The sequence below is a fragment of the Burkholderia sp. AU19243 genome (assembly GCF_018148075.1).
GTDB lineage: Bacteria > Pseudomonadota > Gammaproteobacteria > Burkholderiales > Burkholderiaceae > Burkholderia > Burkholderia latens_A.
On record NZ_JAGSTV010000006.1, the window covers coordinates 25,347 to 39,127 of the forward strand.

Annotated in this window: 6 protein-coding genes and 1 pseudogene; 3 read left to right on the forward strand and 4 right to left on the reverse strand. The window is 68.2% G+C overall.

The window, feature by feature from the left end:
* Window positions 1-17: 17 nt before the first annotated feature.
* Window positions 18-1,598 carry an amino acid permease gene (locus KDW55_RS13310; protein WP_212160437.1) on the reverse strand — a complete coding sequence of 527 codons (1,581 nt, stop codon included), beginning with the start codon at window positions 1,596-1,598 and terminating at the stop codon, window positions 18-20.
* Window positions 1,599-2,218: 620 nt separating this feature from the next.
* Here KDW55_RS13310 and KDW55_RS13315 point away from each other — a divergent pair.
* On the forward strand, window positions 2,219-3,730 hold the full coding sequence (locus tag KDW55_RS13315) for an aldehyde dehydrogenase family protein (protein WP_040138701.1): 1,512 nt from the start codon (window positions 2,219-2,221) through the stop codon (window positions 3,728-3,730).
* A 140-nt stretch (window positions 3,731-3,870) separates the two neighbouring features.
* Here KDW55_RS13315 and KDW55_RS13320 read toward each other — a convergent pair whose 3' ends face one another.
* Window positions 3,871-6,333 carry a DUF3772 domain-containing protein gene (locus KDW55_RS13320; RefSeq protein ID WP_040138700.1) on the reverse strand — a complete coding sequence of 821 codons (2,463 nt, stop codon included), beginning with the start codon at window positions 6,331-6,333 and terminating at the stop codon, window positions 3,871-3,873.
* 419 nt (window positions 6,334-6,752) lie between these two features.
* Between KDW55_RS13320 and KDW55_RS13325 the strand changes: the two genes are divergently transcribed.
* Together KDW55_RS13325 and KDW55_RS13330 are read left to right on the forward strand one after the other, a co-directional pair.
* A complete protein-coding gene (locus KDW55_RS13325) occupies window positions 6,753-8,171 on the forward strand; it encodes an MFS transporter (RefSeq protein ID WP_040138699.1) in 1,419 nt (472 codons plus the stop codon).
* 275 nt (window positions 8,172-8,446) lie between these two features.
* Window positions 8,447-9,738 (forward strand): annotated as a pseudogene (locus KDW55_RS13330) (hypothetical protein).
* A gap of 156 nt (window positions 9,739-9,894) precedes the next feature.
* Here KDW55_RS13330 and KDW55_RS13335 read toward each other — a convergent pair.
* Window positions 9,895-12,093: a transglycosylase domain-containing protein gene (locus KDW55_RS13335; protein WP_212160435.1), complete on the reverse strand. Its 2,199-nt coding sequence runs from the start codon at window positions 12,091-12,093 to the stop codon at window positions 9,895-9,897.
* A gap of 155 nt (window positions 12,094-12,248) precedes the next feature.
* Entirely contained in the window at window positions 12,249-13,751 is a 1,503-nt protein-coding gene (locus tag KDW55_RS13340) for a PLP-dependent aminotransferase family protein (protein WP_212160434.1), read from the reverse strand.
* Window positions 13,752-13,781: the final 30 nt, after the last annotated feature.

The window sequence follows — 13,781 nt, forward strand, 5'->3', positions numbered from 1 at the left end:
CCCGCGTCCTGCCGGGCTCAGGCCCCCGGCGTCGGGTTGACCGGGGCGGCGACGTAGGCCGGATAGCCTGCGGCGGTCTTGCCTGTGGCGTCGTGCGTCGCATTGCGGTCGATCCACGGCGCGATCTCCATGTCTTCGTAACGCACCAGCCGGCATTTGCGCACCAGCGCGTAGCCAAGCCAGATCACCAGGAAGAACGGCAGGCCGATGTAGGTGGCGGCGATGCCGGCCCAGTCGATTTTGTCGGCGAGGAACGCCTGGTAGTCCTGGCCGAGCGCGACGATCGCGCACAGCACGAACGCGAACAACGGGCCGAACGGGAACCACTTCGAGCGGTACGGCAGCTGGTCGAGCCGGTAACCCTGTTTCAGGAAGCCCTTGCGGAAGCGATAGTGGCTGACCGCAATGCCGAGCCACGTGATGAACCCGGCCATCCCCGACGTATTCAGCAGCCACAGGTACACCGTCTTGTCGCCGTACAGCGACGTGAGGAAGCACAGCGCGCCGACGGCAGTCGTCGCGTAGAGCGCGTTGCGCGGCACGCCGCCGGGCGACAGCTTCGCGAACACTTTCGGCGCGCGACCCTCGACCGCGAGGTTGTAGAGCATCCGCGTGGACGCATACATGCCCGAGTTGCCGGCCGACAGTACGGCCGTCAGGATCACCGCGTTCATCACGCCGGCCGCAAACGCGAAGCCCGCGTGGCGGAACACAAGCGTGAACGGACTCACGCCGATGTCGGTGACGTCGCTTTTCAGCAGACTCGGGTCGGTGTACGGAATCAGCACGCCGATCACGAAGATCGCGAACACGTAGAACAGCAGGATCCGCCAGAAGATCTGGCTGACCGCGCGGGGGATCGTCGTGCGCGGATTCTCCGATTCGCCGGCCGCGACGCCGATCATTTCGGTGCCCTGGAACGAGAAGCCGGCGATCATCGCGACGCCGAGCATGGTTGCCCAGCCGCCCGCGAACGGCGCGTCGCCGATCGTGAAGTTGCCCCAGCCCGCGCTCGGGCCGCCCTGCATGATCCCGAAGATCATCAGCAGGCCGACACCGACGAACGCGAGCACCGTCAGCACCTTGATCAGCGCGAACCAGTATTCGGCCTCGCCGAAGCCGCGCACCGACAGCGCGTTGAGCGCAAAGATCATCACGAGGAAGAGCGCGCTCCACCAGACGCCCGGCACATGCGGAAACCAGTAGTTCATCACCAGCTGCGCGGCGACGAGTTCGACTGCGAGCGTCACCGCCCAGTTGTACCAGTAGTTCCAGCCGAGCGCGAAGCCGAAGCCTTCGTCGACGAATTTTGCGCCGTAGGTCGCGAACGATCCCGACACCGGCATGAACGCGGCCATTTCACCGAGGCTCGTCATCAGGAAGTAGACCATCAGGCCGATCAGCATGTACGCGAGCATCGCGCCGCCGGGGCCTGCCTGCGAGATCGACGCGCCGGACGCGACGAACAGGCCCGTGCCGATCGAGCCGCCGATCGCGATCATCCGCAGATGGCGCGCCTGCAGGCTGCGGTGGAGAGACGGCTTCGCGGGCGGCGAGCCGGACGGATGGGGCGAGTCGGGGCGGGCATCTGAATGCATGGCGGGTGCTGGGCGCTGTCTCCGGAATTGTTCTTTGGCTGCGAAGGGCGACGCAGGGCCGGCCGCCGGCCTGGCAGCGACGCTGCTTCGCGCGCTTCGATCCGGCTCTCGCCGGGCCGCGGCGCGCGTTGCCTTCGCCTGTCGTCCGGCCGCCGTTCGGCAGCCGTCGGCGCGCCGGGTGCGCTGCACCTCGACGCCGCCCCGATTGTGGGTTCCGGCCGCGCGTGCGGCAACCGATATTTCTGCACAGGGTGATGCAGGTTTGTCATCAACCGGCGGTTCGCCACGGACGGCTGAGCGGCCCCTTCGCGTGCTTTGGACGGGTCCAGCGGCCGCGCCGAAACCGGCGGTGTCGCGATGCCCGGTTGTTGCGTTTTAGGAATGAAGTCGTGAGTTAATATCAATAGCGGCCGGACTTGTGGGCACCGACAATGTGTCTCATGGATCGTGCCTCGCGAGGCTGGGGCGCGCCGGCCGGCTGCGGTTCCGGCGGCGCCGCGCGGTGCGCCGGCCTGCGTCGCGGACGCATCCGCTTGCACAGGGCGCGCGAACGCGCTCCAATCGAATCACGCGGGCGGCGCTGCCGCCGCACCGATCAATCTGTCCCTGAAGAGGAAGTGATGCAATTCAACGACATTCTTGCTGCGCTCGACATCGATCTCGCCCAGTGGAAAGGCAATGCGCTGACCGCGCGTTCGCCGCTCGACGGCGCGACGCTCGCGACGCTGGCGGTCGATTCGCCCGCCGACGCCGAGCGCAAGATCGACGCCGCGCACGACGCATTCCTCAAGTGGCGCACGGTGCCGGCGCCGGTGCGCGGCGAACTCGTGCGCGTGTTCGGCAACGTGCTGCGCGAGCACAAGGCGGAGCTTGGCCGCCTCGTCACGCTCGAAGCGGGCAAGATCACGTCGGAAGGCCTTGGCGAAGTGCAGGAAATGATCGACATCTGCGATTTCGCGGTTGGCCTGTCGCGCCAGCTGTACGGCCTGACGATCGCGTCCGAGCGCCCTGGCCACCGGATGATGGAGACGTGGCACCCGATCGGCGTGTGCGGCGTGATCTCGGCGTTCAACTTCCCGGTCGCGGTGTGGGCGTGGAACGCGGCGCTCGCGTTCGTGTGCGGCGACCCGGTCGTGTGGAAGCCGTCGGAAAAGACTCCGCTCACGGCAATCGCGTGCCATCAGCTGCTCGCCAAGGCGTTGCGCGAATTCGACAAGACGCATCCGGGCGTCGCGCCGGAAGGCCTGCATCAGCTGGTGCTCGGCATGCGCGACGTCGGCGAGGTGCTGACGTCGTCGAAGAAGGTGCCGGTCATCAGCGCGACCGGCAGCGTGCGGATGGGCCAGGAAGTCGCGAAGGTGCTGAGCCAGCGTCTCGCGCGCGGCATCCTCGAGCTCGGCGGTAACAACGGGATGATCGTCGCTCCGAGCGCCGACCTCGATCTCGTCGTGCGCGCCGTCACGTTTGCGGCAGTCGGCACGGCAGGCCAACGCTGCACGACGTTGCGCCGCCTGATCGTTCATCGCAGCATCGTCGATCAATTGCTGCCGCGCATCGAGAAGGCCTATGCGTCGGTGAAGGTCGGCAGCCCGCTCGAGGAAGGCACGCTCGTCGGCCCGCTGGTCGACCGCGCGTCGTTCGACGCGATGCAGAAGGCGCTCGCCGACGCGCGCGAGCAGGGCGGCGAAGTGAAGGGCGGCGAACGCGTCGATGTCGGTCATGCGGATGCTTACTACGTGCGTCCGGCCATCGTGCGGATGCCGAAGCAGTCGGCGGTGGTCGAGCGCGAGACGTTTGCGCCGATCCTCTACGTGATGGTGTACGACGACTTCGAAGACGCGATTGCCGTGCACAACGCGGTGCCGCAAGGGTTGTCGTCGGCGATTTTCACGAACGACATGCGCGAGGCCGAGCAGTTCATGTCGGCGGCGGGCAGCGACTGCGGGATCGTCAACGTGAACATCGGCACGAGCGGCGCGGAAATCGGCGGTGCATTCGGCGGCGAGAAGGAAACGGGCGGCGGCCGCGAGTCCGGTTCGGACGCGTGGAAGGCGTATATGCGCCGTGCGACGAATACGATCAACTACAGCCGGCAGTTGCCGCTGGCGCAGGGGGTGAAGTTCGACGTGTGATGGTGCGCGCCCTGCCGGGCGCGTCGCGCGTCGAATGACACGGGCCGGTTGCCGCGATGCGGTAACCGGCCCGTGTCGTTTCAGGCAATGAGCGGCGCGATGCGACGCCGGATCGCAAGCGCGCTCGCCCGGTCACGCGCTCACGATTCCTGCCGTGGGGCGCCGTCGCCCGACGGCATGTTCTGCACAACCAGCATCTGCGGCGTCGACAACGTGATCTTCGCCGCGCGCAACTGCTTCAGGATTTCGAACAGCAGGTCGCTCTTCGTCGAGCTGGCGATCCGCGGGCTCGACACGTAGCCGGTCACGCTGAGCGTGATGCCGTCCGGCGCGAGCTGGCTGAACGTGACCGACGGCGCCGGCTTGTCGAGAATCGCCGGATGTTCGCGGTACGCGTCGAGCAGCAGGTCGCGCACCTGCTCCGGGTCGGTGTTCAGCGGGAACGTCAGCATCAGCGTCGCGACGCCCTGCGTGCTGTTGCCCATCGTCACGTTGCGCACGTTCTGCGAGATCAGCTGCGAGTTCGGCACGATCACGGTCGAGCGGTCGCTGAGCTGGATCTCGGTCGCGCGCACGTTGATCCGGCGAATGTCGCCTTCGACGCCCGCGATGCTGACCATGTCGCCGACCTTCACCGGCCGCTCGGTCAGCAGGATCAATCCCGATACGAAGTTCTTCACGATCTCCTGCAGGCCGAAGCCGATACCGACCGACAGCGCACTGACGATCCACGCGAGATTGCTCCACTTGACGCCAAGCAGGCCCAGCGTCATCAGCACGAGCAGCACGTACCCGACGTTGGTGAACAGCGTGATGAGCGACACGCGCATGCCGGCGTCCATGCCGAGCGCCGGCATGAACTCGCCGTCGAGCCAGCGGCGCACCGAGCGCAGCAGGTAGAAGCCGATCGCGAAGCCGATTACGGCGTTCATGATCCGGTCGGGCATGATGTTCAGGCTCTGCAGCCGCTGCCCGCCGACCATCGCGACCGCGCTGTCGAGCAGGTCGCTCGGCGTCGTGCCGAAGCCGCCCGTCAGCAGCGCAATGGCCGCGACCAGCATGAGCAGGCTCGTGCCGAGGCCGGACACGACCGTGTGCGCCTGGTCCAGATGCCGGTCGTCAAGCGCGAACAGGTGCTTGATCTGCTTGCCCGTCGACAGGTTCACGGAGAACAGGCTTTCGCTCGCGTCGCGCGTCAGCTGCGTCAGGATGTAGACGCTGCACAGCACGATCTCGAACCATACGAGCTCGTACGTGATGAAGCGCGCGACCGTGATGTAGCCGATCAGCAGCGCGACCAGCGACACGACGATCGCGACCGTGACGCCGGCGTGGATCAGCCCCGCGAGCGTCGAACGGTCCTCGGGCGCCTCGCCGGACGCGGCAAGCGCGCTGCGCACGCGATTCGCGCGCAGGATCGACGCACCGACGGTCAGCGCGACGACCAGCGATACGATGCCGCGGCCAAACAGCGTGACGGACAGGCTCGTGTCGACGATCCGGTTGATCGATTCGATCGTGCCCGATATCAGCAGCAGCGCGGCCAGCACGCCCGGGAACGGCTTCATCGCGAGCGCGACGGGATCGGCGAGCGCGGGCAGCCGCCATGACGGATGTTTCGTGCAGAGCAGCGCACGGCCGAGGCCGGCGATCAGCGCGCACGTCACCGCGAGCTTCGCGAATTGGTCCCACAGATCCGTCATCGACGGCGTGAGCTCGTAGTGGCGCGCCAGCGCGAGGTAGAGGATCTGGACGGCGACCGCGGTGGCCAGCAGTGTCGCCAGCGCGGTCGACAGCGCGAGCGCGCTGCGTCGCAGCCGCGTTGGCGGCAGCCGGTTCAGGCACACCCACGCGAGCCCGCGTTCGACGATGCGGCGTCCGCCGAGCCACGCGGCGAGCGCGGCGATCAGCAGCAGCGTCGTGATCGCGCGCTGGCCCGGCGTCCACGACGAACGCAGCATGTCGCGCAGTTCGTCGTTGAAGTCCTCGAGCCGCCGGACGTCGTCAGGCGACAGATGGAACAGCGGCAGCCAGAACTGTGCGCCGAAGATGCTGCCCGAGCGGAACGCGAGCTGGTTCCTCAGCAAGCTGCGGTGCAGCTTCGCGAACTGATCGTTCAGGTTCGACAGGTTCGTCTTCTGGTCGGCTACCTGTTTCAGCGCGGCATCGATCTGCGCCTTGCGCGCGTTCAGCGCCGCCCGCTGCTGCGCGACCGCAGGCGTTTCGGGCGACGCCCCCGGCGCCGGCGGCGGCCCGAGCACGTCGAGCTGCGCCTGCACCTGCGTGCGCTGCGGAACGAGCTGGCTCTGCAGCTTGTCGACGTCGGCGCTCAGTTCCTGCGTCGCGTCGCCGAGCTCGTCGAGCTCCTTGCTGTTGGTCGCGGTCGACGTCTGCTGCTTGATGCGGTCCTGTTGCACCTGCATCTGCTTGAGCTGCGCGAGTGCGTCGCTCAGCGAAATGGCCGGCACGGGGACGCCGACGCCGCTCGCGCCCGGCGCGGACGCGGGAGAGGGGAACGCGGACGCGGTCGCAATCGCCGCGAACTGCAGCAGTGCGATCAACGCGATCCGTCGTGCGTACGTGGAGAGTCGTTGCATGGACATGGAATGCTTACGTTTTGCCGACGATGCCGGATGCCGAAAGGCATCCGGAAGCCGGGAGTTGGCCCGGTAGCATGTTACCGGGGTGCGGCGGCGCGAGGCGTGCCAATTCGGGCTCGGGCGGGGCGCGAGCGGGACGTGCGGATGGTGGTCGGCACGCGGCCCGCGAGCCCATGCAGAGGCCGCCGCGGCGGTTGGCCGGGCGGTCGCGCGACCTCAATTCCCGACGCCGGCATGAACGACGAGCCCGACAGACAGTTACGCAATTTACATCTCGTTCCGCGCGAAAACGCGGTGCCGGAACCGGTTCACGTCGCGACGCTGCCCGTGCGGCGTGCCGGTACAATGCAGCGAATCATCCGACGGCGGCCTGCCGGCGCGCTGTACAACAACACACGACACGATCAGGAGACACGACCAAGATGGTCTCAACGGACAGCATTCCCGAGGCAGCTGCCTCGTCTTCCTCCATCGACCCCGGCTCGATCTCGGCACGCCTCGACCGCCTGCCGCCCACCCGCAGCGTCTGGAAGCTCGTCGTGCTGCTGAGCCTCGGCTTCTTCTTCGAACTGTACGATCTGCTGTATAGCGGCTACGTCGCGCCCGGGCTCGTGAAAAGCGGGATCCTGTCTGCGACCACGCACGGGTTGTTCGGCACCACGGGCGTCGCGAGCTTCATCGCCGCGCTGTTCTCCGGCCTCTTCATCGGCACGATCGCATGCGGCTTCCTCGCGGACCGCTTCGGCCGCCGCGCGATCTTCACGTGGTCGCTGCTGTGGTACACGGCCGCCAACGTCGTGATGGCGTTCCAGGACACGGCGGGCGGTCTGAACTTCTGGCGTTTCGTCGTCGGCCTCGGGCTCGGGGTCGAGATGGTCACGATCGGCACGTACATCTCCGAACTCGTGCCGAAGCAGATACGCGGCCGCGCGTTCGCGTGCGAGCAGGCGGTCGGCTTCGTCGCGGTGCCGGTGGTCGCGTTCCTCGCGTACCTGCTCGTGCCGCACGCGCCGTTCGGCGTCGACGGCTGGCGCTGGGTCGTGCTGATCGGCGCGCACGGCGCGCTGTTCGTGTGGTGGATTCGCCGCGAACTGCCGGAGAGCCCGCGCTGGCTCGCGCAACAGGGCCGCGTCGATGAAGCCGACCGCATCATGCGCGCGCTCGAGGCGAAGGTCGAAGCCGAATACGGCCGGCCGCTACCGCCGCCCGCGCCGGCGGAACCGGTGCCGCCGCGCGGCAGTTTCCGCGACATGTGGGTGCCGCCGTATCGCAGCCGCACGATCATGATGACGATCTTCAACGTGTTCCAGACGGTCGGCTTCTACGGCTTCGCGAACTGGGTGCCGACGCTGCTGATCAAACAGGGCATCACGATCACGTCGAGCCTCATGTATTCGAGCGTGATTGCGCTCGCCGCGCCGCTCGGCCCGCTAATCGGCCTCGTGATCGCCGACCGCTTCGAGCGCAAGTCGGTGATCGTCGCGATGGCGGCGGCGATCGTGGTGTGCGGGCTGTTGTTCAGCCAGACGACGATCGGCGCGTTCCTGATCGTGCTCGGCATCGGTCTCACGCTTGCGAGCAACATCATGTCGTACAGCTTCCACGCGTACCAGGCCGAACTTTTCCCCACTTCGATCCGCGCGCGCGCGGTGGGCTTCGTCTACTCGTGGAGCCGGTTCTCGGCGATCTTCTCGTCGTTCGTCATCGCGGCCGTGCTGAAAGGCTTCGGCACGTTTGGCGTGTTTGCGTTCATCGCGGGCGCGATGGTCATCGTGATGGCAGCGATCGGGTTCATGGGGCCGCGCACGAAAGGCATCGCGCTCGAAACCATTTCGAAGTAGGCAACGGAGGGGGCGCGCATCTCGAGTGCGCGCGCACACGTGGCCGGAAATCGCGAACACGTCAGCCTGCGCTGCACCCGCGACGCAACCCGCAACGAGTTGAAACAAAGCGTGACCAAGCGCAAAATCCCCGCAAAACCGGGGGTTCGGCCCTGCGGATCCGTGTTCGCCCGAGTAGAATGAAAGACCTGACGACTCATTAGCCGCCATCGTGCCGGACGCGTTCATGCGCGCACGGCCCCACCGCGAAGAGGCGTCGGCGCCGGATGCCCAGCGTGTGTCCGGCGTGTCGATGGCTTGCGCGGAAGACGTGCCGCCGCCGCGTGCGGCGGCCGGTTCGGCCGATGGCCTCGATCGCATGACACTTTCCGACCTCGCGCGGCGTTTGTCCACACCGCGCCGCCGTACCCTCGCAGCCGCATCGATGTGGCTCGCTGCCGCTGTCCCGATTTCCATGCTCGTCGAGCAGCCGGCGTCGGCCGCGTCCGACGCGCCGGCGTCAGTTGCTACGCCATCCTCAGCAATGGCTTCGTCCGCCCATCCCGGTTCCGCCGCGCATTCGGCTTCGTCCGCGCATGCGTCGCCGGCAGCGACACCATCGTCAACCGCCTCCGCCGCACCTCACCACGCCGCGCCCGCGAGCGACGCATCGGCGCTCGCCGCGTCCGCTGCATCGCCGGCTTCTGCGGCATCGCCCGCATCGGCCGCGTCCGGCATGCCCGCGAGCGAATCCGAGGCCGCCGCACCGACGCCGCCGCGCCTGCATCCGCCGTTGTCGGCCGACGAGGCGAAAGACGCGACCGCACGCGCGATCGACATGCGCAAGCGCTTCCCGCAGGAAGTCACACGGCGCCTGAACGTGCCCGCGAGCGAACAACGTGCGTACGGCGAGCGGCTTCAGAAGGCGCTCGACGATGCGAACCTCGGCGACCTCGCAGGCGAATACGTCGCGATGGTCGATCGCGCGCCGAACGTGCAGGCACTGTTCATCTACTTCCGTGCGACGCCGAAGAATGAATGGCTGATGATCGGCGCGTCGCCGGTCGGCACCGGCTGGCCCGGACAGTACGATCACTTCCTGACGCCGCTGGGCGTGTTCCATCATTCGCCCGATCACATGGACTTTCGTGCGGAAGGCACGACCAACGACAACGGCATTCGCGGCTACGGGCAGCGCGACATGCGGATCTACGACTTCGGCTGGGTGGACGGCGAGCGTGGCTGGGGCAAGGGCGGCAAGTCGCCGATGCGCTTCCAGATGCATGCCACCGATCCGGACCGCCTCGAGCCGCTGCTAGGCATCCGGCACTCGAAGGGGTGCGTGCGGATTCCCGCATCTCTGAACACGTTCCTCGACCGTCACGGCATCCTCGACGACGACTACCAGGCGCGCGTCGAGGCGGGCAAGTCGCTGTGGGTGCTGCGCCATGATCGCGACATCACGCCGATTGCCGGCCGCTATCTGGTCGTCATCGACAGCGAACGCAAGACGCGGCCCGCATGGTCGCCGGCGCCGGGCCGCCACGCATGGTCGAAATTGCCGAAGAACGGCGACACGGCGGACTGACGAATGGCCGGCATTGCTGCCGGCCCGATTCAAGCGTGTCGGCGAGGCCGTTCATTCAGTGTGCGTAGCCGTGGGCCCTCTAGCGTGCGATGCACCGCCCGTGCGCGTTGCGATTCCTTCGGATCGGCCGCATGAAGCGCCATCGCGCTGCCGCGATCAGCGGAAAATCTTCAGCCAGTCGAACAGCCCGACATGCGGCCGCCGCCTCGGCACCGGCGCGGGCGCGCTGCGCGGCCGGAAGTCCGGCGAGAACTGCGCATGCGGATCGATTGCGCGTGCACGCAGCGCCGCATCGTAGAACGACCCGACGATCGGCAGCGCGCTGTGCGCGCCCGCGCCCCAGTAGTCGCTGCGCAGCGTCACGCTGCCGTCGTCGAAGCCGACCCACGCGCCGGCCACCAGTTGCGGATGCATCAGGATGAACCAGCCGTCCGTGTTGTCCTGGGTCGTGCCGGTCTTGCCTGCCACGTCGATGCGGATCCCGTAGCGCGACCGAATGTCGGCACCGGTCCCGTAGTCGACGACGCTGCGCATCGTGTCGACGAGCGTCTGCGCCGCCGTCTCCGGCAGCGCGCGTTCTGGCGGCGCGCTGCCGAACGCGGCGAGCACCTTGCCATCGCGATCCTCGATGCGCGTGATCATCTGCGGCGCGACGTACACGCCGCGGTTCGCGATCGTCCCGTACGCGGACACCATTTCCTTCAGCGTGACCGGGCTCGTGCCGAGCGCGAGCGACGGCACCGCGTCGAGCGGGCTGTCGCGCACGCCCATCGCGCGCGCGAGCTGCGCGACCTTCGCCGCGCCTTCGCGCTGCATCACCTGTGCGGTGATGCGGTTGCGTGACAGCGCGAGTCCGTCGCGCAGCGTCATCGGCGCGTCCGTCGGCGGCTCGGCGTCGGTCGGGCGCCACACCGCATGCGTGCCGATCGGGATCGCGACCGGGCGATCGACGAACGTATCGCCCGGACGCATGCCGTCCGCGAACGCGGCGCCGTAGACGAACGGCTTGAACGTCGAGCCGGGCTGGCGCCGCGCCTGCACGACATGGTCGAACGGCTCGCTGCCGAAGTCGGGGCTGCCGACCCACGCGCGGATCGCGCCGTTGCGCGGATCGATCGCGACGAAGCCGGCCTGGACCTGCGTCTTGCGCTCGCACAGCGCACGCATGAACGCGCGATTCGCGCCGAGCTGCTTCAGCGCTGCCGTATCGGCGAGCCCCGCGTCGCGCGCGGCGCGATAATCGGGCGTCTGCCGAATGAAGCCGCGGAACAGGTCGTTGCGCAGCCCGCAGCCGGACGGGCCGCGCCACGCGCTGTCGGCGATCGCCTGCAGGCGGTCGGTCTGCTGCACGAGCGCTTGCGTCGCCATGTCCTGCAAGCGCGCATCGAGCGTCGTGCGCACGACGAGGCCGTCGGAATAGAGATCGTAGTTGTTGCGGTCGGCCCACGCGATCAGCCACTTGCGCAGCTGTACCGCGAAATGCGGCGCGGGGCCGGGCTGCGCTGTCTGCGGTTCGAAGTCGACGCGCAGCGGCCGCCGCTGCAGTTGCGCGAGTTGCCGCGGCGACAGCATGCCCATTGCGGCCATCCGGCCGAGCACGATGTTGCGGCGCTGAACCGCGCGTTCCGGATTCAGCACCGGGTTGTAGTAGCTGTTGCCCTTCAGCATCCCGACGAGCGTCGCGCTTTCGACGACGTCGAGATCGTCGGCCGATTTGCCGAAATAGGTGCGCGCGGCCATTTCGACGCCGTACGCGTTGTAGAGGAACGGGACGGTGTTCAGGTAGGTCTCGAGAATTTCGTCCTTGCTGTAGACGATCTCGATCTTGAATGCGGTGATCAGCTCCTTCAGCTTGCGCGTGAGCGTGGGCGCGCGCCCGACTTCGTCCGGGTACAGGTTGCGCGCGAGCTGCTGCGTGATCGTCGAGCCGCCCTGACGGCTGCCAGAAAACGTATGCAGCCCCGCCGCGAGGGTGCGGCGCCAGTCGATCCCGTGGTGTGCGTAGAAGCGATGATCCTCGGTCGCGATCAGCGCGTCGACCATGTGCGGCGAGATCTGCTTGAGCGGCACCCATTCGCGGTTCACCGGTCGGAACTCGGCGATCAGCTGGCCGTCGGCCGACAGCACGCGCGCCGGGCGGTCGATGCGCGCCTTGCGGATGTCGCCGATGCTCGGCGTGAACGGAACGAACGCGAGCAGCACGAGCACGCCCAGCAGCGGGATCGCGCCGGCGGTCAGCGCGATCCCGCGGCGTGTCGGGTGGCGCACGCGCTGCCACGCGCCGGCACCCAGCGCGCGAGCGCCGTCACGGCAGCGAACCGACAGATTGCGAAGAAACGGCACGAAGCGAGTCACGGCGGCGGGAGCCCGAGCGGAAAAGGCGCGATCCTAGCAAACCGGCCGGCAGCGGCTGTGACGAAAAGGCCGGTTTTCTTGCAAGATTTACAGACGATTACGTTTGTTGCCTGCGGCCAATCTTTGCGTGTACGTGCGCGCGGCGATTCGCCGGATCAGCGGCCCGCAGCCGCTTCGCCGATCACGTGTGCGAGCCGCTGCGCGGCCGCCTCCATCAGCGCGCGCTCGAACCCGCCGAAACCGAGCACGAGGCCGCTGCGTTCGGTGCCCGGTGCGAACATCGGCGATACGGCCCGCACCGCGACACCGGCCAGCGCCGCGCGCGCGACCACGTCGACATCGTCGAGCCGTTGCGCGAGCCACAGTACGACGTGCATGCCCTGGTTGCCCGGCTGGAGCCACGCGAGCTCGCGCGGCAGTCGCGCGTGCAGCGTGTCGATCAGCAGCGCGCGCTGTTCCGCGTAGACGCCTCGCACGCGGCGGATGTGGCGGTCGAGGTGACCTTCGGCGATGAACGCGGCGAGCACGTGCTGATCGGCCGTCGGCGCGTGGCGATCCATCAGCACGCGCGCGCCGCAAAACGCCGGAACGAGGCTGTCGGGCGTGATCACGTAGCCGAGCCGAAGCGACGGGAACAGGATCTTGCTGAAGGTGCCGAGATAGACGACGCGATCCGGATCGAGCCCTTGCAGCGACGGAAACGGATGGCCTTCGTAACGCAGCTCGCTGTCGTAATCGTCTTCGACGACCCAGGCGCGATGCGTGCGCGCCCACCCGAGCAGCGCATTGCGCCGCGCCATGCTCATCGGCATGCCGAGCGGGTACTGGTGCGACGGCGTGACGAATGCCGCGCGTGCGTCGGGTGCGGCGCGGATGCCGGCTTCGACGTCGATGCCGTCCGCGTCGACCGGCACGCGCACCATCGCATCGCACCGCCCGGTGCTGTCGAGCAGCGCGGTGATGCCGCGATACGCGGGATTCTCGACCCACGCGCGATCGCCCGCGCCGAGCAGCACCTGAGTCGCGAGATGCAGCCCCTGCTGCGTGCCGCTCGTGATCACGACCTGAGCGGCACTGCAGCGAACCGAACGCGACCGGCGCACGTGGTCGGCGATCGCTTCGCGCAGCGGCAATGCGCCCTGGGGATCCGAATAGCCGGACGGCGCGCCGTCGCCGCGGGCGCGCAAGCGGTTGCCGAGGCGGCGCCAGATGTCGTCGGGCGCGGTGGGGCCGGCCGGCACCGAGACCGCGAACGGCGCGGCCGGCAATGGGCGAAATTCGCGGGCGATCCGCGCGAACGTCGCGGCCGGCTCGGGCAAGCCGGTGGGCGCGCCGTGAGCGGTGCGCAGATGCGCCGCAGACGGCTCGCCGGGGGGCGCAGGCTTCGCCAGCGCGTTCGCGACCCGCGTGCCGGCGCCGCCGCGCGATTCGAGAAACCCTTCGGCGACAAGCTGCGCATACGCATCGACGACGGTTCCGCGCGCGACTTGCAGCGACGCCGCGAGCAGCCGCGTGGACGGCAGCAGGTCGCCGGGCCTCACGTCGCCGCGGCGCACCGCGTTGCGCAACGCCTGCGCGAGTTGACGGCTCAGATCGCCGGCCGCGCGGTCGAGCGTGCCGAGCGACGGGATTTCGACGATCCGGGCGGTTCTGGCCATGATTCTGGTCTGCTGAAATTGTTCGAGACT

Bases quoted from the DNA above. Each gene is read 5' to 3' on its own strand.
- KDW55_RS13325 (WP_040138699.1), top strand. From the start codon at position 6,753: ATGGTCTCAACGGACAGCATTCCCGAGGCAGCTGCCTCGTCTTCCTCC.
- KDW55_RS13315 (WP_040138701.1), top strand. From the start codon at position 2,219: ATGCAATTCAACGACATTCTTGCTGCGCTCGACATCGATCTCGCCCAG.
- KDW55_RS13320 (WP_040138700.1), bottom strand. From the start codon at position 6,333: ATGTCCATGCAACGACTCTCCACGTACGCACGACGGATCGCGTTGATC.
- KDW55_RS13310 (WP_212160437.1), bottom strand. From the start codon at position 1,598: ATGCATTCAGATGCCCGCCCCGACTCGCCCCATCCGTCCGGCTCGCCG.
- KDW55_RS13340 (WP_212160434.1), bottom strand. From the start codon at position 13,751: ATGGCCAGAACCGCCCGGATCGTCGAAATCCCGTCGCTCGGCACGCTC.